Source organism: Piezobacter thermophilus, assembly GCF_055386745.1.
Genome location: NZ_AP042380.1, coordinates 1706533 through 1730676, shown reverse-complemented (window position 1 = coordinate 1730676; position 24144 = coordinate 1706533). Strand labels below are relative to the sequence as shown.

Genomic DNA, 24144 nt, shown 5'->3' with positions numbered 1-24144 from the left:
CTAAAGCCCCAGGATCATCTTCGAGATGATGTTTTTCTGAATTTCGTTCGATCCGCCAAAGATCGACAGCTTGCGGTCATTGAAATAGAGCGGCGCGACATTGCCGGCGTATTCCGGCCCGATCGGATCGCCGTTGTAACCCGGGTCCAGCGTTTCCGGCGCGTGCGGGCGGGCATGGCGGCCGACGGCGCGCAGCGTGAGCGATTCGATTTCCTGGCGCACTTCGGTGCCCAGGATCTTGAGCATCGAGCTTTCAGCCCCCGGCGCGCCGCCCCCGGCCACATCCGCCAGCACCCGGAGATTGGTCGTCGCCATGTTGCGCAGCTTGATTTCCACCTGGGCCATGCGGGCCGCGAACAGCGGGTCCTCGTCCAGAGGCGCGCCGTTCTCCCGCTGGTCACGGGCAATCCTCTTCAGCCGCTCCAGCATCTTGGTCGAAATGCCGACACCGGCCAGGTCGGTGCGCTCATAGGTGAGAAGATACTTGGCATAGGTCCAGCCCTTGTTCTCCTCGCCCACGAGGTTTTCAACCGGCACCCTGACATCGGTGAAGAAGACCTCGTTGATCTCGTGGCCCCCGTCGATGGTGCGGATCGGGCGCATCTCGACGCCGGGCGCGTTCAGGTCCATCAGCAGGAACGAGATGCCCTCCTGCGGCTTGCCCTCGGTCGAGGTGCGCACCAGGCAGAAGATCATGTTGGCGTAGTGGCCCAGCGTGGTCCACGTCTTCTGGCCGTTGACGACATAGTGGTCGCCATCGCGCACGGCCCGGGTCTTCAGCGAGGCAAGGTCCGAGCCGGCCCCCGGCTCGGAGAAGCCCTGGCACCACCAGTCCTTGCCGCTGCGCATGCGCGGCAGCCAATGGTCCTTCTGCGCCTTGGTCCCGTAGCGGATCAGCACCGGCGCCAGCATTCCGAACCCGAATGGCACAATGCGCGGCGCATTGGCCATGGCGCATTCTTCCTCGAAGATGAACTTTTCGACCGGCCCCCAATCGGTGCCGCCATATTCCTTCGGCCAGCCGGGCACCAGCCAGCCGCGGCGGTCGAGCGTGGCGTGCCAGCCCTCGATTTTTCGTCCTTCGTCAAATCCAGGCGATGCTCGGTCTTGTATTTGAGCTCTGGCGTCAGATTCTCTTCCAGGAAGCTGCGCACCTCCTGGCGGAATTTTTCCTGTTCCGGTGTAAAACTCAGGTCCATCTCGGCTTCCTTTCCCTTTCCGGTTCGATGCCAGGCCCGGCGTCACCCGGCCGGGCGGCGTGAATCACCATGGGGTCGGGCACACCGCTGAACAGGGCCGCGACGTCATCGGGGCGGTTGGCCTGAACCGCGGCCTGGTTGATGTAGCGCTTGTCGGTGATCTCGTTGCGGTCGATGGAAGGCGGCTCGGTGAGGAATTTCACCACCTCTACGCGCATCGCCGCACCGCGGGCCCTGCCATTGTATTCGGCAAGCCGGCGGGCGATCAGGTCGCGGAAGGTGTCGCTGGTCAGGGCCTTTCCCAGCGGCGAGTCGGCGGGAATACCGCTGGCGGCGACACATTGCGCCGGGTCGGGCCAGACCAGGGCACCCAGGAAATCGCGGTCCCGCCCGGCGATCACCGCGTCCTGAACGAACGGGCTCAGCACATCGACGAGCGCCAGCCGGACATTGCCGGCCAGAACCCAGGTGCCATTGGCCAGCTTGAAGTTTTCGGAAATGCGTCCTGAAAACACCAGACCCTTCTCCGGGTCCGATTCATCGACCCATGTGACCGCATCGCCCGTGTTGTAGTAGCCGTCGGCGTCGAAATGCTTGGCCGTCAGCGCCGGGTCGTCGAGGTAACCCGGTGAGACCTGTGGCCCCCGGACCCACATCTCGAACCGGTCCCCCACCGGCTTCAGCTTCAGCGCCGTACCCGGAGGCGGCAGTCCGATCTGCCCCATCTGCTCCATCCGCCACCAGACCATCGTGGACAGGCTGCCGGTTTCGGTCGAGCCGCAGCCGGTGGCGAAATGGATCCGCTCGCCGCAGGTCTCCACCGCGATGCGCTGGATCCGGTCATGGACATCCTGCCCCAGCGCCGCGCCGCCATAGGCGAACAGCCTGATCCGCGAAAACAGCGCCCTGCGCGGATTTTCGTCGCGCTCCAGCGCCTCGGCGAGATAGGCGAAGGCGGCCGGTACCGACAGGAACTGGGTGGGCCGCACCTCGATGATGTTGCGAATGGTTCTGGCGAACTGGCCGGGCAGGGGCCTGCCGTCATCAAGATACAGCGTGGAACCCTGGCAGAGCGCGGTGTTGAGCACCGCATTGCCGCCGAAGGTATGGTGCCAGGGCAGCCAGTCGAGCAGGACCTCGGGGTCCTCCACCGAATCCTTGAGCAGGGTCGCCATGCGCATCGCGGGCACGCAGGCAAGATTGCGGTGTGAGTTGATGACCGCCTTGGGCATGCCGGTCGAGCCCGAGGTGAAGAGGATCTTCGCCACCATGTCGGGGGTGATAGAGGCAAAGCGGGCCTCGACCCGGTCGGTCGGGACGGTATCGAGCAGGGTGGAAAAGGCGATGCTGCCGGGCCTTTCCGCGGCCCCCGCGGCGGCGATCACCGGGACGTCGGGCATCTCCAGCGCGGCCAGTGCCCTGACGAAGGGGGCAGTTGCTCCACGTAGAGGGCGGCGGGTCTGACGGCCCGTGCGCAGGCGACAAGCCTGGAGAAATCGGCGCTCATCAGCGCATAGGGAGGAGAGACCGGCGCCACCGGCACGCCGGCCAGCATGGCGCCGAAGGTGATGACGGCCTGGTTGATGCTGTTGGAAGACAGGATCATCAGCGGGGTGTCCTGCCCGAAATCCCGGTCGATGAACCACTGCGCCACCGCGCGGGTTCTGGCCAGCATCTCGCCGAATGTCAGTTCGTCCCACCCGCCGCTGCCATTGCGTTCGGCCAGAAAGACCTGCTCGGCGCGGTTGTTGCCGTGATCGTAGAGACAGGCGCAGATCGAGGCCGGATAGTCGGGCTCCGGATACGGGGTGGTCACCAGCAGGGTGCCGTCGGCCCGGGTTTCCACTGCAACCCGCGGCTCCCTGCGGTCGTTTTCGCGGTAGGGGAAGCTGGTGATGTCGAGGGGATCGTCCATGATCTACCTTATCAGCACGAGAGAAAGCCACGGCACCCAGGTGACGATCAGCAGCACGACCAGGATCAGCGCCACGAAAGGCAGGACCGAGCGCACCACGAAGCCGAAGGATGCCCCGAAGGCGGTCATCGCCACGATCAGGTTGAGGCCCATTGGCGGGGTCAGGAAGCCGACCTCGAGGTTCATCACCATGACGACGCCCATGTGAACCTTGTCCACGCCGAAGGTTTCGGCCAGCCGGGCGATGATCGGCGACAGGATCAGGATGGCCGAGCCGGCATCCATGAACAGGCCGAGGGTCAGCAGCAGGATGTTCATCCCGGTGAGGAACTGGAAGGTGGTCTCGACATTGGTCGCCAGCCACTGGGCGAGCATGTCGGGCAGCCCTTCGGCGACCAGGAACCGGTTGAGCCCCAGCGCCAGTGCCAGCACCGGAAACAGCGTGCCCAGAAGGGTCGTGGTCCGCACCGCCACCTGGCGGAAACCGGCCCAGTTCAGCTCGCGATAGACGAAGGCCTCGATGATCGTCGCATAGAACAGGGCGACGGCGGCGGACTCGGTGGCCGTGAACCAGCCCGAGAATATGCCGCCCAGCAGGATCACCGGCATCAGCATCGCCAGCCCCCCCTCGCGCAGGGCGGCGCGGATCTCGGCCAGGTCCCAGGGGCGACCGGCCAGATGGCGGTTCGCGATCAGCGCATGGGCCGCCAGCACGCCAGTCAGCAGCACGCCCGGCAGGATGCCGGCAAAGAACATGTCGGTGATCGAGGATTCGGTGGAGATGCCATAGAGGATCATCGGGATCGACGGCGGGATGATGATCCCCAGGGTTCCTGCCGAGGTCAGCGCGCCGATCGAATAGGCCCGGGAGTAGCCTGCATCCAGCATGGCCGGATACATGATCGCCCCCACCGCCAGCAGCGTCACCGGGGACGAGCCCGAAATCGCCGCGAACACGGCGCAGGAAAGGATCGCTGCCACCGCCAGCCCCCCCGGCAGCGGCGCCGTCAGCACCGAGATGATGCGGATCAGCTTGGCCGCGATGGTGCCGTGGGTCATGATCCCGCCGGCTAGGATGAACAGCGGGATGGGCAGCAGGATCTCGCTGTCGAGGGCGTTCCAGACGTCCTCGACGATATAGGTGAGGTTGCCGTCGCCATAGGCCAGGTGCAGGTAGATCAGCGCCACGAACAGCATCAGCGCGATGCTCTGGCGCAGCACCAGCATGACGACGAAAATGGTGGCAAGAACGAAGAAGGCCATCAGAAGATCCCCACCGGGCCGGGAGCGAGATCGGGACGGATGGCATAGATCAGGTTGCGCAGCCCGTTCGAGAAGAAGGCCCAGGGCATCACCACCTGCACGGCCCACAGCGGCCAGTCCAGCACCGGCGCCAGCTGCCCGAAGAGGAAGGTTTCGCGGACATAGATCACCGCCAGCCCCGCCAGCAGGAAGAACAGCGCCGCCGTGATCAGCGGGGCGAGCCGCCGCATCGCCGGCTCCAGCCGCGGCGGGATCCAGCCATCGGCGAATTGCGGGCGCAGATGCATGCCGGCGTGGGTGGCCAGCCCGATGCCCAGAAAGCCCGCCACCACCGCCGAGAAGACGGCGAATTTTGCCGCTCCCCATATGCCCTGGCCGAAGAATTCCCGTCCGATCACGTCGGCAAGGATCGCCGCGGCCGCGGCCAGAAAGGCGATGGCTGCAATGGTGCCTTCGATCCGGGCCAGCCAGGCGAGGATTTTCTCGAGCATCGGACGGCCTCCCCTCCGTTCCGTCTACGCCCGCCGTCGCGCCCGCCCGGCCGCAGCCGGCAACCGGGGGGCGCCGGCGCGGGCTACCTGGTGCAGGCGGCCTTGGCGTCCTGGATCAGCGCCCAGACCCTCTCGGCATCGCCACCGACCTGCGCGACCAGCTCGGCATGGGCGGCGCGCCCCTTCTCGAGCAGGATCGCCAGCTCGGCGGGGTCGAGCTCGACCACCTTGCCGCCGGCATCGGTCAGGCGCTTGATCATCGCCGCCTCGACCCCGCGCACGGTCTTGCGCTGCACCGGCGCGGGCAGACTTGCCCCGAGAAGGGCCTCCCGGTTTTCCGGGCTGAGCCGGTCGAAGCTCTTCTTGCTGACCAGGGTCATGGTCGGCAGGTAGATGTGATCGGTGCGGTTGATGACCGGCGCCAGCTGGCCGACCCCGGTCAGGATGCCGAAGGTGGCGGGAATCTCGGCCGCCTCGACCAGGCCGGTCTGCAGCGCTCCGTTGAGCTCGGCCGCAGGCAGGATGACGCCGTTGCTGCCGAAGGCGCGGAACGTGGCGGCCGAGCCCTTGGAGGGCGCGACGCGGATCTTCAGCCCCTCGTAGTCGGCCGCCTTCGTCAGCGGGCGCTTCGCGAACACCACCTGAAAGCCCGCTTCGCCCCAGCCCATGTTGACCAGGCCGCGACGCTCGAAATAGGGCTGGAGCGACTTGATCAGGTAGTTGTCGAGGGCGCAGACCGCCTGTTCGCGGCTGTCCCACAGATAGGGCGCGGCCAGCAGCGCCAGCTCGGGCACCACCAGCGAGGCGGCGGTCAGCGAGAAGCCGCCCATGTCCACCCGCCCGCGGGCCACCTGCTGCACCACGACCGGCTCGGGCCCCAGCTGGCCGCCGAGAAACGGCTTGATGACCAGCTCGCCGCCCGATCTCTTCGCGGCGTTGTTGACGAGTCCGTCGATCAGCTTCGCCCAGGGTGATCCGGGTGGCGCCACCGAGGCGTATTTCAGTTCAACCGCGTTGGCCATGGCCGGCCCCAGGGTCGGCAGGGCGCCGATCATGGCCGCAGCGACCAGTTTCACCAGCTTGTGTCTCATCTTCCTCCCTTTCCTTCTCCCATTCATTTCACGTGGTGTCACGCCTGTCGGGGCCGGTTCAAAATCATGTCGGCCGCCTTTTCGCCGATCATCATGCAGGGCGCGTTGGTATTTCCGCTGATGATCGTCGGCATGACCGAGGCGTCGACCACGCGCAGGTTGTCCATGCCGTGAACCCGCAGCTGCGAATCGACCACTGCCATGGAATCACGGCCCATGCGGCAGGTGCCGACGGGGTGATATTCGGTCTCGGCGGTGGCGCGGATGAAGGCGTCCAGTTCCGCGTCCGTGGTCTTGTCGCCGCCCGGCATGTATTCGTCCGAAAGAAGATCGGCGATCGGCTTCTTCGCCAGGATGTCACGTGCGATCCTGAGGCCCTCGCGCATGACCTCGATGTTCCCTTCGGTTTGCAGGAAGCGGTTGTCGATGATCGGTGCGGCCATCGGATCGGCGCTGGCCAGGCGCAATTCGCCCACATCGGTGGGGCGCAGATTGCAGGCATGCACTGTCACCCCGTGCACCCGGGTATCGATCATGCCGGGCCCCAGCATCAGGGGGACGAAATGCATCTGGATGTCGGGGCGTCCGTCGCTCAGACGCGAGGCGACGAAGCCGCCGGATTCCGCCCCGTTGGTGGTGCCGGGGCCGGTGCGGTTCCACAGGTATTGCACCAGCGCACAAATTGCAGCCGCGCCGCCGCCGATCCCTGCCATGCTGACCGGTTTTCTCGTCCGGGCCAGCACCGACAGGTTCAGATGATCGTACAGGTTCTGGCCGACCCCAGGCATGTCGGCCACGACGGGAATTCCGTGCCGGGCCAGTTCACTTGCCGGCCCCAGGCCGGACAGCATCATGATCTGTGGAGATGCGATGGCGCCCGCCGAAAGAACGACCTCGCCCGCAGCCTCGGCCAGCACCGTCTTTCCGTTCCCCATGTATTCGACGCCGGTGACGCGCGTGCCCCGGATCTTCAATTGCAGGACATGGGCCCCGGTTTTCACGGTCAGGTTGGCCCGGCCCAGCACCGGGTGCAGATAGGCGGTGGCGGCGCTGCAGCGCCTGGCCTCCTTCTGGGTGACCTGGTAGCGGCCGAAACCCTCCTGCCGGTGGCCGTTGAAATCCCTGTTCCGGGGCAGACCCGCCGCGACCGCCGCCTCGATGAAGGCATCGCTGAGGGGATGGTTGTGCAGCCGGTCGGAAACCCACAGCGGGCCGTCGGTGCCGTGAAACTCGGGCTCGATATCGGCACCCGTGTTGTTTTCTGATTTGATGAACCAGGGCAGCACATCCCCGTATCCCCAGCCTTCATTGCCGAGATCGCGCCAGGTGTCGTAATCCTCGCGCTGCCCGCGGATGTAGACCATGGCGTTGATGGCGCTGGAGCCACCCAGAACCTTGCCGCGCGGGACGGGGATGCGCCGGTTGTCCAGCCCGGGCTGTGGCGCGGTCTCATAACACCAGTCGGTCCTGGGGCTGTCCTTCACCCGCCCGATGCCCGCCGGCATGTGGATGAAGATGCTCTTGTCGGGGCCGCCCGCCTCGAGCAGCAGTACGCGCGCGCCGGGGTCGGCACTGAGGCGGTTGGCCAGAACGCACCCGGCCGAGCCGGCGCCGATGACGATGAAGTCGAACGCCTCGGTCATTCGGGGGCCTCGCTCTTTCGGGAGGGCGGGCCATCCGGGCTGTTGATTCCCAGGTAGGCGCAGACCGACCGGGTCAGCTGGACCACCAGTTCGGGGTCGTCGGTGAGCAGGGTTTCATTGCCGCCGGACTGTCCTTCATGGCCGCCGGCCAGCTCGGTCAGTGCGGCCAGGACCATCGCGCCGTTGATCAGCTGCACCGAGAAGCGGATTGCGGCCCCGATGTCCTCGCAGCTCAGTTCCGACCGGCGGGCCTCCAGCAAGGCCGTCAGCAAGGCCGAGATTTCACGGCTGCTGCGCCGGAAGGGCCGTGAATTCTGTCCGTGCTGCGGCAATGCCGTCAGGGCCGCGCAATACAGCCCCTTGTGACGGCGGAACCATTTCACGACCTGATAGATCGTCTTGGAAACGATCACCTGCGCGGGCACTCCCTCCCAGCGCTCGGGCGCCAGATACTGGCGAATGTCTTCGCTGCCCCTGTTGATGCTGGTTTCCAGCATCAGCTTGAAGAAGTTCTCCTTGTCGCCGAAGCGCTCGTAGAAGATCCCCACCGAACAGCCGGCAAGTCTGGCGATGTCGCCGATGCGCATGCCGTCATAGCCGTGCTTCTCTACCAGCGCGTGGCCGGCCTTCAGCATTCGGACGGCCTTTTCACGGCTGCGCTTCTGAAGCGCCGGCCTCATCTCGACTGCAACGAAGGTGTCATCATTCGCCAACATTCGCCTCCTCGGCTGAAGGGTGCGTGCAAGCCCGGTAAAACATATTATAACTTGAACCCGAACTTGTATTCAGGTTATGATCGGGATACGAGAAACGCAAGAGAAATTTCGAAGGGCGACCGTTTGCAACGGCCTCACGGCTCTGTCCGAGGCTGTCAGAACGATGATTTTCCCTGCCCCAAGACGAAGCAACCCGAAGCGGCAGGAGACCGAAATGACAGACGCCACCCGGGCAAGAAAGCCGGCGACACCTCATGTGGCACACGCGCAGAAGGAGTTCGTGGCAACCCTGCCGGAAGATGACCGGCTGGATTTTTCCGACGCGGAACGCGGCTATATCGACGGCCTGGCCGATGCCGAATACCGTGCCGCAAGCGGCAGGACCGTGTGGAGCCTGGCGCCCTATTCCTTCCTGAGACAACGCGAGATCCCGGATACGGTCAACCCCAGTCTCTGGCGGCAGGCGCAGCTGAATCTGATTCATGGCCTGTTCGAGGTGGTTCCCGGTGTCTACCAGATCCGGGGGATGGATCTGGCCAACATGACCATCGTCGAGGGCGAAACCGGCATCATCGTGATCGACGCGCTGTCATCGATCGAGGGGGCGCAGGCGGCGCTGGCGCTTTACCGCAGGAACAGAGGCGAGCGTCCGGTCTCCGGCGTCATCATCACCCACACTCATGCGGATCACTGGGGTGGCGTTCTGGGCGTGGCCGATGCCGATGATTTCGCCAGCGGCCGCATCCCCCTGATCGCCCCCGATGGCTACATGGAACACGCGGTGTCCGAAAACGTGATCGCCGGCAACGCCATGCGCCGGCGGGCGCTGTATCAGTTCGGCACCTTCCTGGAACGCGGCGAGCGCGGCCATGTCGACAACGGCCTGGGCAAGGACTTCGCAATCGGGCGCAAGGCGCTTGTTCCGCCCAATGACCTGATCAGGGAAACCGGCGACACCCGCAAGATCGACGGCATCCTCTTCGAATTCCAGATGGCCCCCGACACCGAGGCCCCGGCCGAGATGCACATCTTCACGCCCTCCAGCGGGGTGCTGAACATGGCCGAAAACGCCGTGCGCAATTTCCACAATCTGCTTCCTTTCCGCGGCGCCCAGGTCAGGAACGCGCTGAACTGGAGCAGATACATATCCGAGGCGCTCGAACTTTGGGGCGGCAGGGCCACCGTGCTGATCGGGCAGCATCACTGGCCGGTCTGGGGCAGGGGGCAGGTGATCGAATATCTGCAGGTGCAGCGCGACCTCTACAAGTTCACTCATGATCAGACCCTCCGCCTGATCAACCGGGGTCTGACACCCACCGAAATCGCCGAAACCCTGCGGCTGCCCGGATCGCTTGAGGACAAGTGGTATGCCCGTGGCTATTACGGTTCGCTGCGGCACAACGTGAAGGCCATCTATCAGCACTATATCGGCATCGGCTGGTATGACGGGGTTCCCGCTAATCTCGACCCGCTGCCTCCCGCCGAAACCGGGGCGAAAATGCTCGAATACATGGGCGGTGCCGATGCGGTGGTCGCCCGTGCCCGCGCGGATTTCGAGCGCGGCGAATACCGCTGGGTTGCACAGGTCCTGAACCATGTGGTTTTTGCCGAACCGGGGCATCAGGCCGCGCGCGACCTGCTTGCCGATACCTATGAACAACTCGGCTATCTGTCCGAATGCGCGACCTGGCGCAATTCCTACCTGTTCGGCGCCCAGGAACTGCGCGAAGGGGTAAGGCCACTGCCCAACCTTTCCGCGGCGTCCGTCGAGACGCTTGCGGCTCTGAGTTCGTCGCAACTGTTCGACTTTCTCGCAGTACACTTGGATGGCGTGCGCGCCGAGGGGATGCGCCTTGTCCTCGCAATGAATTTCACGGACACGGAGGAAACATTCGTTCTGAACCTCCAGAATTGCGCCCTGACCCATGTTGCGGGCAGACAGGCGGACGATGCCGACCTGTCGCTGGTCCTGAGCCGCAAGACCTTCGACCGCATCCTTGCCAGGCAGCTTTCGGTGCCCCAAGCCATCGAGGCGGGGCACATCACTTTCAGCGGCGACATCGGAAAGTTCGCCGAGCTGTTCGGGCTGTTCGAAACACCCCAGGGCGACTTTTCCGTCATCGAACCGTAGGAGGCAACCGAGCTGCCGGGATGAACTGCCTTCCCACCCTAACGCAGCCATGGTTGCGGATATCGGTGGGAAAGAAGGAGCTGAGCTACCCCCCTGAAAATCGGACACTTACGTACGCTGCGATTTGTTGTCTGCCGAGGCCGCGTTCGGAAAGATCCCGACGACGTCTGCGCGGCATTTCACCTCTTTGTTGAGGCCCTCAATCGGGTTGGTGCTGTGCAGCTTGGTGCGGTGCTGGCGCGGGAAGGCCATGTAGGTCAACATATCATGTTCGCTTTCGTCCATGAGATCGGCCGGCTTGGGCCAGCGCGCTTGTACCTGATCGGCGACGCGGCGCCAGGTTTCGCCGGCCTGTTTGCGGTCGGGCTGATCGAAGGCCTGGCGGATGGCGGCGGCGACAACCATGTGCTGGCCGCGCGAGACATGCGCCAGGGCGTTGCGCATCCAGTGCACGCGGGGGCTGTTGAAAAAGGTGGTATCTGCACCGGGAATGCGCGTTGAGAGGGCGGCGCCTTCCTGTTTGTCCATTTTCCGACCATCGCGGCGGCCTGGTTGTCATACAGGCGGGCGCCAGGCGGTCCTGCGGAGCGAGAATGGTGCGGATCAGCGAAAGACGCGCCGCGGCGAGCTGCTTGAGGTTGATCGCAGCCGCTGTCAGGAAGGACTGGATGCGCATGTTGTCGAGCCCGCGCCGGACCGCCCGGGCGAGGCCATGCCAGGTCTTCGTCTCGCCGTGGCGGTCGAACTGAAATATGCCTCGGTGGCGCCACGAAGCCTTCCGAGCGCCAGCGGTGACGCCGATAGAGACGGTTCTCCTCTTCGCCCCAGCGTTCGCGGTGGCGGCGTGCGCGCAGCAGCGCGGGATAGTCGTGGACGATGACCAGGGCCCTGGTGACGCGCGAGGGAGACAGGCAGATCGAGGCCAGATCGCAACCCTTGCAGTCCCGCGCCTTCGAGGCGAAGAAGCGGCCATGGCTGATCCTGGCCTTGTTGGGTCGCAAAATCTTTCCGCGCGGACATTTCACATGGTCGTGTTTCGCGTCACGGCGAAACCGCCTGAGCGGAACCTTGCTCCGGATCGGCTCCGCCCTGGTCGGAATGATCGCCTTGATGCCCCGCGCCTCGAGCCCGGCGAACACCTTGGCGTAGGCGTATCCGGCATCCGCGGTCGCGACCCGGACCGCCGCGCCGGTGGTCTCCGCCGCCACGTCGAGGCGCGCGAGAAGCTCCTGTCGCTCGTTGACCTCGCCTGGCCCAAGCCCCAGGCCAATGATTTCACGGCACCCGATCGTGTTTGCGGCGACGGCGATTTTGGCGACTGCAGAGACGATCCGCCCGCCTTGGCGCAGCTTGAGATTGGTGGCATCCAGCCAGACATAGGGCCATTCGCCAGTGAGGGGACGGTTGAGGAACTCGTTCACCCGTTCGTCAATGTCCTTGCACAGCTTCGAGATCGTGCTCTTGGAGATACCGTGCAGGCCCATGGCCTGCGCCAGTTCGTCCACGCGGCGGGTGGACACGCCGCCGATCCAGGTATCCTGGATCACTGCACCCAGGGCCTTCTCCGAGGTCTTGCGCGGCTCTGGAAAGCCGGGGAAATCGTTGCCCTGCGTGCTGCTTCGGCACCCGCAGGTTCCGCCGGCCCAGACGGGTCGTGCGGCTGTCAGCGCGCTCATGCTTGCCGGCGCCGATCGGGCCCTCGACATCGGCTTCCATGATAAGCTGCGGAACCGCCTTGGCGACGGCGCGCCGGCACACAAATCGAACCGCCGAAAGGTCAGCACTTGACCAAGGCGAATAGGAACGTTCGCGGAGATCATTCCCGAGGCCTGGATTGGCCGTCAATGCGGCTTCTGGCTGAAGGCACGCGTGCCGAACCGCACTCCTTCGGCACGCCTGCAAATATCGCGGCTGCATTTGCGGCCGCGCGGTCGGCGAAACCTCAGCCGACCTGGTGGGCTCCGAACGGGTTCGCCGCTATCCCCACCGCCGCGCTTGATTCGGCCCACAGTCCGGCGTCTCCCGCGGTCCCCGCGCTTGATCTGGGTCCGGGTCCCCATCGTATCTGCCGCGTCGGCTATTCCGCCTCAGCGGGCATGACAGTGTCCATCTTGGCAATCGTCTGAAACTCGGGCAGAAATTCGGGGCGGTTCTGCATCAGGTAGCGGACGATGCGGGCATTCCCGAGAAGCCTGGCGACATAGCCGCGGAGCACCGTCAACTGAAGGTGATCCTGGCCGTAGGAATCCTAGATCTGGGTGATCCCTTCCTGAAGGCGGGCGAGCTCCTTTTCCATCCGGGCAACGGCCTGCGGCGTGACTGATCCTGCCCCCCTTTCACGCGCTTGGGCTTGTTCGCCTCCACCAGTTGCGCTTGCGGTGTTCCGGCGAGGATCGCCGAGACGTAGGCGACCGAGTAGTTGTTGGCGTTCACCATGAGCTCGGCGGCTTCGATCTGGCGCAAAGGGATCATCTTGCGCAACGTGCTGAACACCGCGACGGTGCACGCCTTGTCCTTCAGGATCGCAACTGCCTCCTCGCAGATTCCCTCGAGCAGCTTCACCTTGCGTTGAATGCTTCGTGGGTTGAGATCCAGCGCGGCGGCAATCTTCTCTTCCGAGACGCCGCGTTCGATGGCCTTCAGGATCATGCGATGCTCCTGAACGGGTGCGATACGGCTCACGCGCTTGTTGTAGGTGAAGGCTTCGTCATCGGTTGAGACAAGGCACTCGACCTGATCGATACCAAGATCCTTCAGCACTTCGATCCGGACATGCCCATCGAGGAGCAGCCAGCCCCCCTTCGCGTTGGCGTTCCGGACAACCACGGGTGCCTCGACCAATCCGATCTCTCGGATCGACGCGGTGATCTGAACATATTTACGGCTGGATTTGATGGATCTTCCAAGGACCCTCACAGGAAGGATATCCGCGATCGGAATTGTCACGCAGCCATTTTCGAAGCCAAGCTGCACCTTGCGGGTCATGGATCAGTTCCCGCCGTGAGGGATTCCTGGAAATGCGCTGGCATGGTCTGAAGGCCTTCTGCACGCAGGAGGGTGACGAAGTGATCATCCTCGAGAAGGACCCGAAAGGCCTAGCGGATGAACAGGAGCCGCGCTTGCGTCAGTTCAGCCTTCTTGATCAGAAGCTTCTGCCGGTCCGCTTCTTGCTGATAGGCGCGAACGAGCGCTTTGCTCGCCAGCGGTCGTCGGTTGCGACCTTCGCGCCCGTAATGGTTGTCGTGCATCTTTTTTCCGCGCGTCTCGCGCTGTTCGATGAGGCGCCGGGCGGCTGCGAGTTTCTTTCCCCGCAGTTTCTTCTGCGTGTAAGCATCCATCAGCGCACGCTGCGCGCCTTCGGCATCGGTCTTCGATATCTCGATGGCGAGGTTGAGGGGAAGCAGGCCGGTCTCCACCGCCGAGACCAGCCGTTCCTCGCCGCGCTCGAGAAGGCCAGCGATCATGCCGACGTAGTCCGGGGAAACGCCGATCTTGTCCGCGATCTGCCGGTCGTCGTATCCTCGTTTTCGCAGCGTGCCGATCTCGCGCATCAGGTCGATGGGGCGATGCTGGCGTCGTGCGCAGTTTTCAACGAGGCTCATGACCAGGCAGTCGGCCTCGTCGGCATCGATGACAATTGCCGGGATGGCTTTCTGCTTCAGCTCGATGAAGGCCTCGAGCCGTCCCTGACCGCAAACCAGATCATAGTCTTGCTCATCCGCCCCAGCGCGGCGGGTGACGGTGATCGGGCGTTTCAGTCCGATCCTGGCGATGTTCCGGACCATGTCCGCAAATTTGCGGGGGTTTCTGACACTGACCTGCCCCCCGCCAACGCCCGCATTTTGAAGTAGAGTCTGCCCGATCAGAAAGGAGCAGACGAATGCGAAAGAGCCGTTTTACGGAGGCGCAAATCATTGCGATGATCAAGGAACAGGAGGCCGGAATGCCCGACGGGTTAGTGTCCGCGCACGTGGTGTAATTTCTGCACCTTCGACGGTGTAACCAGGGTGGCCATCGAGGTGTATGGTTGCGGTGGAGTTTCAGAGCTTCAACCACGAACCACACGGAGACCCCGATGACCAAGACGAATATGGACCTTTCCGAACTTTTGGCCAAGCAGGACGGTGGCGATTTTCTTCGCGCCGTTGCTGAGGCCGTGCTGCAGCTTCTGATGGAGGCCGATGTCGAGGGCCTGATCGGCGCCGGCAAGCATGAGCGCAACAGTGAACGCACGACGTGGCGCAACGGGTATCGAGAGCGCGCTCTCGATACCCGTTTGGGCCGGCTGAACCTCAAGGTGCCCAAGCTGCGGCAGGGCAGCTACTTCCCGGGCTTTCTGGAGCCGCGCAAGACATCCGAGAAGGCGTTGGTCGCAGTGATCCAGGAGGCATGGATCGGTGGCGTCTCGACCCGCCGCGTGGACGAACTGGCACAGGCGATGGGCCTGCACGGCATCTCCAAAAGCACGGTGTCGAAGCTGTGCAAGGACATTGACGAACGGGTCAACGAATTCCTGAACCGGCCGCTTACCGGTGAATGGCCCTATGTCTGGCTGGATGCCACCTATCTCAAGGTGCGCCAAGGCGGGCGCATTGTCTCTGTAGCGGCCATAATCGCCGTCGCCGCGAACACGGACGGACGCCGTGAAATCATTGGCCTGGGGCTGGGACCGTCGGAGGCAGAAACCTTCTGGATGGATTTTCTCCGCGGCCTCAAGGCCCGGGGGCTTGACGGGAGCAAGCTGGTCATCTCGGATGCCCACAGCGGCCTGCGCGCGGCCATCGGGCGGGTCTTCGACGCTACCTGGCAACGCTGCCGCGTCCACTGGATGCGCAACGCCCTGGCCCACGTCTCGCGCGGCCAGCACACCGTCGTCGCCGCCGCCATCCGCCAGGCCTTCGATCAACCCGACCGAAAGCAGGCCGGCGAGACATGGCGCCGCGTCGCCGACCAGCTACGCTCTCGCTGGCCCAAACTGGCCGAGCTGATGGACGAGAGCGAGCACGACGTGCTGGCCTACATGGCCTTCCCCCGCCAGCACCGCAAGAAACTGCACAGCACCAACCCGATTGAACGTTTGAACAAGGAGGTGAAGCGCAGGGCCGACGTCGTCGGGATCTTCCCCAACGAGGCCTCCATCACCCGCCTCATCGGCGCCGTCCTGTTCGAGCAGAACGACGAATGGCAGACCGCAAGCCGCTACATGCAGGTCGAGGCCTTCGCCCAGATCGACAACGAGGAGACCGACCCCATTCTCAGCATAACAACTCAGGCCGCATGATCATGACACGAGGCCACCCAAATTACACCACCTTGACGGACGTGACCTGCCGACGGTGGAGGTTTGTCGCCGGCATGGGCTGAGCCCGGCGACGTTCTACAAGTACAAGTCGAAATACGGCGGCATGGGGCTTTCGGACGTGAAGCGCCTGAAGATGCTTGAGGACGAGAATGCCAAGCTCAAGCGCCTGTTGGCCGATGCGATGCTGGACAACGCGGTCCTGAAGGATCTCCTGGGAAAGAACTGACGACGCCGAGCGCGCGGCGTGATGCAGCGCTGCGGGCGATGCGGGATCATGGCATCTCGCAGCGCCGGGCCTGCAGGCTGGTCGGTGTCGATCCCAAGACGGTCCGGCGCGAACGCCCGCCGGACCATCCGGAGATCCGCGAAGCGATGAAGCAGATTGCGGGCAAGCGCCGCCGTTTCGGTTACCGACGGATCGGCGTGTTGCTCGAACGCAAGGGAATGATCATGAACCACAAGAAACTCTATCGCCTGTATCGCGAAGAAGGGTTGTCGGTGAAACGGCGGCGCGGGCGCAAGCGCGCCAGAGGCTCGAGGACGCCAATGCCCGAGGCGATCAGGCCAAACCAGCGATGGAGCCTGGACTTTGTCTCCGACACGTTTGGTGCTTCGCGTCGGTTCCGCATCCTGGCGGTGATCGACGATTGCTGTCGCGAGAACCTCTGCCTGGTTGCCGACACCAGCATCTCGGGCGCGCGTGTGGCGCGCGAGCTTGATGCTCTTGTCCGCCTCCATGGCAAGCCTGAAAGCATTGTTTCTGACAATGGGACCGAGTTCACCAGTCGGGCGATCCTCAAATGGGCGGACGACAATGACGTCGACTGGCATTACATCGATCCTGGCAAGCCTCAGCAAAATGCCTTCATCGAGTCGTTCAATGGCAGCCTGCGTGACGAGCTTCTGAACGAGGAGCTGTTCGATACTCTCGATGACGCCCGCCGAAAACTGGCCCTGTGGCGCTATGATTATAACAACGTCAGGCCCCACTCATCGCTGGGGAACCAGACGCCGGCCCAAGCGCGCCGGACGCTTGAGCGACCCAAAGGCTCCGCGCCCGGCGCGCTTGCCCAAACCGAAACCGCAGATTATGAAAACCAAACCCGCAGACTCTCGTTATGAATGAGGGACCATTGGGGGGCAGGTCACTGCCCTCTCGCGCTGACAAGGGTGAACAGCCCACCGGCGTAACCATTGAAAACAACGGAAAAATCCAAGGGCAGTGCGGACAGAGAAACATTCCTCACAGGCAAGTGGCGGAGAGACAGGGATTCGAACCCTGGGTGGGCTTGCACCCACAACGGTTTTCGAGACCGCCCCGTTCGACCACTCCGGCACCTCTCCGCGGGGGTCTGGAGGAGGCGTTTAATCGGGTTTTTCGCTGCTGGCAAGGGGCGATTTTCACATCGCCAGCATGGCGCCTTGCCGGTCGCCCGGAATGCGTCGAACGGATCGCAAGGCGGCCGCAAACGTGCCGCGGGAAAGCCGTCGGAAACCCCGGGCACCGGCGGCGCATGGGGAAGATTTGCGTTGCTCGCGGCCGCAGATCGCTTACGATGCAGACATGAACACCGCCATCAGACTTCGCACCGCCGCAGCCGGGCCGCTTGCCGGGTTTTTGATCCTGATCCTCGCCATGACCGGCGCCGCGCCGGGGTCCGCCGATCCCGCCGAACGCACCCGGATCGAGGCGTTTCTGTCCGTCACCGGCTTTGACGTGGCGCTGGACAGCATCGCGCTGTCGGCATCGGACGCACCCGAGATGCTGGGGCTGGATGTAGGCGATTTCGGGCCCGCCTGGACCACAGTCGCGCGCCGGGTGTTTGATACCGGCCTCATGCGCGAGATGGCGCTGGACGTTCTCGAAAAGGCGCTGCCTGACGACCTGCTGGACCACGCCGTGGAGTTCTACGCCTCCGATCTGGGCCAGCGTCTGGTGAAGGTCGAGAATGCCGCGCACATGATGGAGGACGACACGATCCGGCTGAAGGAGGGGGCGCGCATCCTGGCGGAGCTGGCGGCCAGCGGGTCGCCGCGGATCGATCTGCTCAGGCGCATGAACCGGGCGATCGACGGATCGGGGCGTTCGGTCAAGGCATTGCAGGAGATCCAGTACCGCTTTCTTCTGGCCGCCAGTGCCGCCGGCGTGATCGAGCTGCGTCTGGACCCGGACGAATTGCGGGCGATGATGGAGCGCGAAGCGGACGATCTGCGCAAGGTGCTGGAGCAGTCGTCGCTGGCGGGGGCGGCCTGGACCTACCGCGCGCTCAGCGACGAGGATCTGCGCGCCTATGCCGAGGCGCTGGAGAATCCGAAGATGCAGCAGGTCTACGAACTGCTCAACACCGTTCAGTACGAGATCATGGCCAACCGCTTCGAGGTTCTCGCCGGCAAGATGGCCGGGTTGAAACCGGGGCAGGACATCTGAGCACCCGCCCGCGGGTGGCCCTGCGGTGGCGGCCCGGATCGCGCGTGCGGGTCCCGGGCGCGTGGCGCGTTTCCCGCCCCTTTCCCGGACGAAGGATCATCATGAGATGTGAAGCCCCCCGGATATCAGGCGGTTACGGGGTTTTCCCGCGACGGGGCGGGGAATTGTTGTGCGACGGTCCCGCATTGGGTATTGTCCCGGGTTCAGATGCCGATGCGATGGACAGGACAGATGGACTTGCGAACTCGGGTCAATGACGCTCTCAAACAGGCGATGAAGGAGAAGGATGCCACCCGGCTTTCGACCTTGCGCCTGATCAATGCGGCGATCAAGGATCGCGACATTTCCGCCCGCGGCGAGGGCCGCGAAGGCGGCGTGGACGACTCGGAGGTGCTGGCGATCCTGGGACGGATGGTCAAGCAGCGGCAGGAAAGCGCCCGCGCCTACGAGGAGGGCGGACGGCTGGACCTGGCCGAGCGCGAGCGCGAGGAAATCGCCGTCATCCGGGAATTCCTGCCCCGTCAGCTGGACGAGGCGCAGGTGCGCAAGGCGGTTGAGGCGGCGGTGCGGGAAACCGGCGCGGCCTCGATCCGGGACATGGGCAGGGTGATGGCCACGCTCAAGGGCAAATATGCCGGGCAGATGGACTTCGGCAAGGTCGGACCGATGGTCAAGGAACATCTCTGCGCCGCCAGCGGGCAGTGCTGAGCCGCTTCGCCTCGCGCCCGGGGCATTTGGGATTGGCCTCTGGCGCGGTGTTGCGCGTCTGTTGTCGGTGAGAAATCCCCGCCTGTCGCGGTGGCGCAACGACAGACGCCGCGACAGAGCGCTCTGCCGCGGCGTCGGATGTTTCTCGGCGTGTTTTCGCGGTGGGCGTCCTCGGGACGGGCGTCGCGCCGCTGTCAGGCCTCGGCCTTGGGGGCTGCGGCTCCGGCGGCCGGTTTCGCGGTCTTTCGGGCGCCGGGGTTGAGCGGGTCGTCCTGTCGTTGCACCGAGCCTTCGAAATGGGCGCCGCTTTCGATGGCGATGGTCTTGTGAACGATGTCCCCTTCAACCCGCGCGGTGGCGGTCAGCCGCACCTTGAGCCCGCGCACGCGCCCGACCACGCGCCCGTTGATGACCACGTCATCGGCCACGACCTCGCCCTTGATGGTGGCGGTCTCACCCACGGTCAGCAGATGGGCACGGATGTCGCCTTCGACCGTGCCTTCGACCTGGATGTCGCCGGTGGTCTTGAGATTGCCGGTGATATGCAGGTCCGACGACAGGACCGAGGCCGGCGGCTTGGGCTTGGGCGCGGCGGCCCGGGTGTCGCCTGCCGGTGCGGACGGGGCCGGGCTGGCCGGCTTGGCGGTTTCCTGGGCTTTGTTGCCGGACTCGTGGATCTTGCTCTTAGAAAACATCTCTCGCTGCCTTGATGTATGTAATCGGGTTGACTGGTTTGCCGTTCACACGGATTTCGTAGTGCAGATGAGATCCGGTGGATCGTCCGGTGCTACCCATATCACTGATGCGATCCCCACGCGAGACCCTTTGGCCCTTGCGCACGCGCAGTCGTGAATTGTGGGCATAGTAGGTTTCGATGCCGAAAGCGTGCTGGATGATGACCAGCTTGCCGTAGCCGCGCTGCCAGCCGGCGAATTTCACCACGCCGTCGGCGGTGGCATAGACCGGGGTGCCCATGGGCGCGGCCAGATCGTCGCCCTTGTGAAAGCGCCGGCCGCCGGTCTTGGGGTCGCGGCGGTAGCCATAGGCGCTGGTATAGCGCATCGCCGCCTTGACCGGCATGGCGAAGGGCACCTTCTCGGCGGCGATCCGGTACAGGTTCAGCTGATCCAGCTTGTCGAGGATGCGGCCCGCGCGCAGCTCGTCCGCGGTGGGCTCGACCGCCGAGCGCGTCGAGAACGAGATCGGCGTCAGCGGTCCGCCCTGGCCGCTGTAGCCGCGCCGCACCTGGCGCAGGATCGAATCGACCGGCAACCCCGCCTTGCGGAACATCTTGTCGAGCGGTTCGACCGAGATCACCAGCGCCTCCTCCAGGCGGCGGAAGATCTGGTCGTTCTGTTCGCGCATGAGCCTGATTTCGCGCTCCAGCGCATCGCGCTGGCGCAGGGCCTCCTGCGCGTCGGCGCGGATGCGGTCGCGCTCGGCCGCGGTGCGCTCCAGGACCGATGTCACCGCGTCGATCTGCACCGGCGCGGTTTCGGCCATGGCCAGGGCCGGGTTGTCCTCTTCGGTCTTCGCCCGAAGCTGCGCCAGCGCCTTGCGGGCCTCGTCGCGTTCCTTCAGCGCGGTGCGCAGGTTGATCTGGACCACCTCCAGCCCGGTTTCCAGCTCGCGCCGGCGGGTTTCCGATGCCAGCAGGTCCGACTGCATGGCCGAAACCTGCGCCAGCGCCGCGTTGAATCGGTTCTGGGCGGCGATGGCCTCGGCGGCGCGTTCGTCACGCTGGGCGGCGAGGCTTTGCAGGCGTTGCTGGTACATTTCGTGTTCGCGCCGGGCCTGTTCGCGGTAGTTTCCGGCGCCGATGCTGTCCATCAGCAGGATCGCGGTGGCCACGATCGTCCACGACAGGACCAGGGCCATGCCGGAAAACGCCACGAGCTGCGTGCCGGGGCGAAGCCGGATGAATCGCGTATCGGTGTCCGATTTCAGGAAGACCCGGCGTTCGGGAAAATATCTTTCTAGGAACGCGTGTACCCTGATGGCAAGTTTCGTTCGCACGCCCTTATCACCCTCGTTCCATCCCTGTGCGGTGCGCCTCGTGCCGGCGCGCCTTCGGGGCAATTGTCTAGACCCGGCGCGGCGGCGCGGCAAGCACCGGGCGGGAATTTGCGCCGATACCGCGGAATTCATTGGCAAATCGGCAGGAAACCGCCGGTTCGGCGGGGCCGCCCGGACTGCGCCGGGGCCGGTGCCGGTACAGGTTTCAATGCGGTTTGGGGCTTGCCTTCGCCCGGGGCCGCCGACATCCTTTCCGGTGCGACCAATGGGGGGCAGACAGTGCGTCCGGCCCGGTTCATGATGCGCGACAGGCTGGCAGAGGACAGATGATGGAGCGATTCGACAACGGCCCCGAAACCGCCCTGGCCTGGTATCGCGAAGGCCTCGGTGCGGCGCTGGCGACGGTGGTGCAGACCTGGGGCAGCGCGCCCCGGCGGGTGGGGTCGCAGCTGGTGATCGGCGGCGACGGGCGCATCGAGGGCTCGGTTTCGGGGGGCTGTGTCGAGGGCGCGGTGATCGTCGAGGCGCAGGAGGCGATCGAGGCCGGCGAACACCGTCTTCTGGAGTTCGGGGTCAGCGACGAGGACGCCTTTGCCGTGGGGCTGGCCTGCGGGGGCACGATCAAGGTTCTCGTCGAACCCGTGGGCAGTGCTCTGCCCGAGGATCTGCTGGAAGAGCTGGTGAAGGCGCGGGCGGCGCGGCGGCCCGTGGCCTATGAGGTGAATCTCGAGACGGGCGTGCGGCGGCTGCTGCATGATTCCTATCCCGAGCGGATGCGCATGGACCGTTCGGGCATGGAGGCGGATGGTGCCACTTTCGTGGCCGTGCACAACCCGCCCTTGCGGCTGATCGTGGTGGGGGCGGTGCATATCGCTCAGGCCCTGGTGCCGATGGCGCGGATTGCCGGCTATGATCCGGTGATCATCGACCCGCGCGAGACCTTTGCCGACGCCGCGCGCTTTCCCGGCGAGCGGATCGAGCGGGACTGGCCGGACGAGGTTCTGGCGCGGCTGGGTCTGGACCGGCGCACCGCGCTGGTGCTGCTGACGCATGATCCCAAGATCGACGATCCGGCGCTGGAGGCGGCCTTGCGGTCGGAGGTGTTCTATATCGGTGCGCTGGGGTCGACGCGGACTCATGCCAGGCGACTCGAGCGGCTGCGGGCGGCCGGATTTTCGGAGGCCGAGACGGGGCGGATTCACGGGCCCGTGGGGCTGGATATCGGGGCGGCGGGGCCGGCCGAAATCGCGGTGGCGATCCTGGCCGAGATGACGGCGGTGCTGCGCGGGGCGGGGCCGTGAGGGGGGCTGGCTGGCGCTGGCGGGTGGGGGCTCTGCCCCCGTCGCGGCAGGCCGCGACTCCCCCGGAGTATTTCCGGCAAGAGGAAGGGTGCGGGGTGCGCGCATTCCCGGCGGGAGGGGCGCGGTGAGGTTCGGGCCGGTTCCGCTGGGCGAGGCGGAGGGCGCCGTGCTGGCCCATTCGGTGGCGATTGCGGGGGGGCGGCTGAAGAAGGGGATCGTGCTGGAGGCCGGGCACCTTGCGGCGCTGGCGGCGGCGGGGATGGACGAGGTGATCGTGGCGCGTCTGGAGCCGGGCGATGTGGTGGAGAACGAAGCCGCGGCGCGGCTGGCGGCGGCGCTGGTGCCCGATCCGGGCGCGGCGGGGCTGCGTCTGACGACCCCCTTCACCGGGCGGGTGAACGTACTGGCGGAGTCGGCCGGGGTGGCGGTGCTGGAGGTGGGGGCGCTGGAGGCCTTCAACCGGGTGCATCCGATGATCACACTGGCCACGGTGCCGCCGTATCGGCAGATGGAAGCCGGGCGGATGGTGGCGACCATCAAGATCATTTCCTGGGCGGTTCCCGGCGCCGCGGTGGCGCGGGCCTGCGCGGCGGGAAGGGGGGCGCTTCGCCTGGCCCGGCCGGTGCTGCGCGAGGCCGGGCTGGTGGTGACGCGGGTTCCCGGCGGGCCGGACGACGACAAGGGCATCCGAGCCATCGAGGGGCGGCTGGCGGCGCTGGACATGCGGCTGGCGGCACTCGAGCAGGTGCCGCACCGGGAGGAGGCGCTGGCGGCGGCGCTGGCGCGGGTGCCGGGGGATCTGGTGCTGATCCTGACCGGCTCGGCCACTTCGGACATCGATGACGTGGCGCCGCGGGCCGTGCGCGCCGCGGGCGGGCGGATCGAGCGCTTCGGGATGCCGGTGGATCCGGGCAATCTTCTGTTCCTGGGTGAGATGTCGGGGCGGCCGGTGATCGGTCTGCCCGGCTGCGCTCGCTCGCCGGCGCTGAACGGGGCGGACTGGGTGCTGAGCCGCATCGCCTGTGGAATCGCGGTGACGGGCGATGACATTGCCGCGATGGGCGTGGGCGGGTTGCTCAAGGAAATTCCCACCCGTCCGCAGCCGCGCAGGCCCCGGGCGCGCTGAGCGGGGGGCGGGATTCGCCCGCTTGCATCGCTCCGTTGTACAAGAGTTGAACGAAATCAGGACTTTGGTGCAACTTCATCCGGGGACAGGGCCATCATACTTTGGTCGGACCGGAAATCGCGCAGGGCCAGAAAAGCAAGGGGGTTACGCGGATTGCCCGGCCCGTGGCCCCGGCCATTGCCCGGAAATCGGCAAGTTTCCTGTTCTCAACCGCGATACCGCGTGCTTAAACTCTCGGCCAAGGACATGAAAACGGGAGGATCTCATGACACAGGTCACGATGACCGTGAACGGCAAGGCTGTGAGTGGCGATGTGGAAGGGCGCACGCTGCTGTCCGCCTTTCTGCGCGAGCATCTCGGGCTGACCGGCACCCATGTGGGCTGCGACACGGCCCAGTGCGGCGCCTGCACGGTGCATGTGAACGGCGAGGCGGTGAAGTCGTGCAATATGCTTGCGCTTGAGGCCGAGGGGGCCGAGGTGACCACCATCGAGGGTATGGCCGCCCCGGATGGGACGCTGAGCGCGATCCAGGCGGCGTTCCAGGAACATCACGGGCTTCAGTGCGGCTTCTGCACGCCGGGCATGGTGATGTCGGCGGCGGCGCTGCTGAAGGAGAATCCGAAACCCACCGAGGCGGAGATCCGCCGCCACCTGAGCGGCAACCTGTGTCGCTGCACCGGATATCACAACATCGTCAAGGCGATCATGGCCGCAAGCGGCCAGGACGTGAGCGCGATCGCCGCGGAATAAGACCCCGGAGGCGGCCCGCCGGGCCGGCACGCGCGCCGTGAGGTTGCGCTCGGGCCCGGGGCC

At 65.3% G+C, this 24144-nt stretch carries 19 protein-coding genes, 1 tRNA gene and 4 pseudogenes; 8 read left to right on the top strand and 16 right to left on the bottom strand.

From position 1 onward, the window contains the following. From ACZ5CM_RS08430 to ACZ5CM_RS08395, 8 genes and pseudogenes are all read right to left on the bottom strand, one after another. Positions 1-1199 (bottom strand): annotated as a pseudogene (locus tag ACZ5CM_RS08430) (acyl-CoA dehydrogenase family protein). Continuing rightward, the gene (locus tag ACZ5CM_RS08425) at positions 1190-2599 is read right to left on the bottom strand and encodes an AMP-binding protein (RefSeq protein WP_464637605.1); all 1410 of its coding nucleotides are present in this window, start codon (positions 2597-2599) and stop codon (positions 1190-1192) included. The pseudogene ACZ5CM_RS08430 and the gene ACZ5CM_RS08425 overlap by 10 nt, the downstream one beginning before the upstream one ends. After that, complete coding sequence (locus ACZ5CM_RS08420; protein WP_464637602.1) at positions 2581-3114, bottom strand: AMP-binding protein; 534 nt, start codon at positions 3112-3114, stop codon at positions 2581-2583. The genes ACZ5CM_RS08425 and ACZ5CM_RS08420 overlap by 19 nt, the downstream gene beginning before the upstream one ends. A 3-nt stretch (positions 3115-3117) precedes the next feature. Then, the gene (locus tag ACZ5CM_RS08415) at positions 3118-4377 is read right to left on the bottom strand and encodes a TRAP transporter large permease (RefSeq protein ID WP_464637599.1); all 1260 of its coding nucleotides are present in this window, start codon (positions 4375-4377) and stop codon (positions 3118-3120) included. Then, complete coding sequence (locus tag ACZ5CM_RS08410; RefSeq protein WP_464637596.1) at positions 4377-4868, bottom strand: TRAP transporter small permease; 492 nt, start codon at positions 4866-4868, stop codon at positions 4377-4379. The genes ACZ5CM_RS08415 and ACZ5CM_RS08410 overlap by 1 nt, the downstream gene beginning before the upstream one ends. Positions 4869-4951: 83 nt before the next feature. Further along, complete coding sequence (locus ACZ5CM_RS08405; protein ID WP_464637594.1) at positions 4952-5959, bottom strand: TRAP transporter substrate-binding protein; 1008 nt, start codon at positions 5957-5959, stop codon at positions 4952-4954. A gap of 38 nt (positions 5960-5997) precedes the next feature. Beyond that, entirely contained in the window at positions 5998-7602 is a 1605-nt protein-coding gene (locus ACZ5CM_RS08400) for a GMC family oxidoreductase (RefSeq protein ID WP_464637591.1), read from the bottom strand. Continuing rightward, positions 7599-8318, bottom strand: a complete 720-nt coding sequence (locus tag ACZ5CM_RS08395) for a TetR/AcrR family transcriptional regulator (protein WP_464637588.1) — start codon at positions 8316-8318, stop codon at positions 7599-7601. The genes ACZ5CM_RS08400 and ACZ5CM_RS08395 overlap by 4 nt, the downstream gene beginning before the upstream one ends. Positions 8319-8532: 214 nt before the next feature. Here ACZ5CM_RS08395 and ACZ5CM_RS08390 point away from each other — a divergent pair, with 214 nt between their 5' ends. Continuing rightward, positions 8533-10449, top strand: coding sequence for an alkyl/aryl-sulfatase (locus ACZ5CM_RS08390; protein WP_464637585.1), 1917 nt, complete (start codon positions 8533-8535; stop codon positions 10447-10449). A gap of 135 nt (positions 10450-10584) precedes the next feature. Here the strand turns inward: ACZ5CM_RS08390 and ACZ5CM_RS08385 are convergent. The 5 genes and pseudogenes from ACZ5CM_RS08385 to ACZ5CM_RS08365 form a co-directional block, all read right to left on the bottom strand. Continuing rightward, positions 10585-10947: pseudogene (locus ACZ5CM_RS08385) on the bottom strand (transposase); the annotation flags it as partial. A gap of 64 nt (positions 10948-11011) precedes the next feature. Further along, positions 11012-12198, bottom strand: a pseudogene (locus ACZ5CM_RS08380) (transposase); the annotation flags it as partial. 328 nt (positions 12199-12526) lie between these two features. Next, positions 12527-12664 (bottom strand): hypothetical protein, encoded by a 138-nt coding sequence (locus ACZ5CM_RS08375; protein ID WP_464642545.1) that lies wholly within the window; start codon positions 12662-12664, stop codon positions 12527-12529. 2 nt (positions 12665-12666) lie between these two features. Next, complete coding sequence (locus tag ACZ5CM_RS08370) at positions 12667-13434, bottom strand: plasmid partitioning protein RepB C-terminal domain-containing protein (RefSeq protein ID WP_464637582.1); 768 nt, start codon at positions 13432-13434, stop codon at positions 12667-12669. A 110-nt stretch (positions 13435-13544) separates the two neighbouring features. After that, positions 13545-14312 carry a ParB/RepB/Spo0J family partition protein gene (locus ACZ5CM_RS08365; protein WP_464642543.1) on the bottom strand — a complete coding sequence of 256 codons (768 nt, stop codon included), beginning with the start codon at positions 14310-14312 and terminating at the stop codon, positions 13545-13547. 212 nt (positions 14313-14524) lie between these two features. Between ACZ5CM_RS08365 and ACZ5CM_RS08360 the strand changes: the two genes are divergently transcribed. After that, positions 14525-15730 (top strand): IS256 family transposase, encoded by a 1206-nt coding sequence (locus ACZ5CM_RS08360; RefSeq protein ID WP_464637579.1) that lies wholly within the window; start codon positions 14525-14527, stop codon positions 15728-15730. 46 nt (positions 15731-15776) lie between these two features. Next, positions 15777-16873, top strand: a pseudogene (locus ACZ5CM_RS08355) (IS3 family transposase); the annotation flags it as partial. A gap of 132 nt (positions 16874-17005) precedes the next feature. Here ACZ5CM_RS08355 and ACZ5CM_RS08350 read toward each other — a convergent pair. Beyond that, positions 17006-17095, bottom strand: a tRNA-Ser gene (locus tag ACZ5CM_RS08350). Between the two features lie 220 nt (positions 17096-17315). Between ACZ5CM_RS08350 and ACZ5CM_RS08345 the strand changes: the two genes are divergently transcribed. Continuing rightward, the gene (locus tag ACZ5CM_RS08345) at positions 17316-18179 is read left to right on the top strand and encodes a DUF2059 domain-containing protein (protein ID WP_464637577.1); all 864 of its coding nucleotides are present in this window, start codon (positions 17316-17318) and stop codon (positions 18177-18179) included. Between the two features lie 231 nt (positions 18180-18410). Next, a complete protein-coding gene (locus tag ACZ5CM_RS08340) occupies positions 18411-18887 on the top strand; it encodes a GatB/YqeY domain-containing protein (RefSeq protein WP_464637574.1) in 477 nt (158 codons plus the stop codon). Positions 18888-19081: 194 nt separating this feature from the next. Here ACZ5CM_RS08340 and ACZ5CM_RS08335 read toward each other — a convergent pair whose 3' ends face one another. Together ACZ5CM_RS08335 and ACZ5CM_RS08330 are read right to left on the bottom strand one after the other, a co-directional pair. Next, entirely contained in the window at positions 19082-19582 is a 501-nt protein-coding gene (locus tag ACZ5CM_RS08335) for a bactofilin family protein (RefSeq protein ID WP_464637572.1), read from the bottom strand. Next, complete coding sequence (locus ACZ5CM_RS08330) at positions 19572-20903, bottom strand: DUF5930 domain-containing protein (RefSeq protein WP_464637570.1); 1332 nt, start codon at positions 20901-20903, stop codon at positions 19572-19574. The genes ACZ5CM_RS08335 and ACZ5CM_RS08330 overlap by 11 nt, the downstream gene beginning before the upstream one ends. A 329-nt stretch (positions 20904-21232) precedes the next feature. Between ACZ5CM_RS08330 and ACZ5CM_RS08325 the strand changes: the two genes are divergently transcribed. The 3 genes from ACZ5CM_RS08325 to ACZ5CM_RS08315 all read left to right on the top strand — a co-directional run bounded on the left by ACZ5CM_RS08325 (position 21233) and on the right by ACZ5CM_RS08315 (position 24081). Beyond that, positions 21233-22204, top strand: a complete 972-nt coding sequence (locus ACZ5CM_RS08325) for an XdhC family protein (protein ID WP_464642542.1) — start codon at positions 21233-21235, stop codon at positions 22202-22204. Positions 22205-22328: 124 nt separating this feature from the next. Further along, positions 22329-23330 (top strand): molybdopterin-binding protein, encoded by a 1002-nt coding sequence (locus ACZ5CM_RS08320; RefSeq protein WP_464637567.1) that lies wholly within the window; start codon positions 22329-22331, stop codon positions 23328-23330. A gap of 265 nt (positions 23331-23595) precedes the next feature. After that, positions 23596-24081 (top strand): (2Fe-2S)-binding protein, encoded by a 486-nt coding sequence (locus ACZ5CM_RS08315; RefSeq protein ID WP_464637565.1) that lies wholly within the window; start codon positions 23596-23598, stop codon positions 24079-24081. Positions 24082-24144 lie beyond the last annotated feature (63 nt).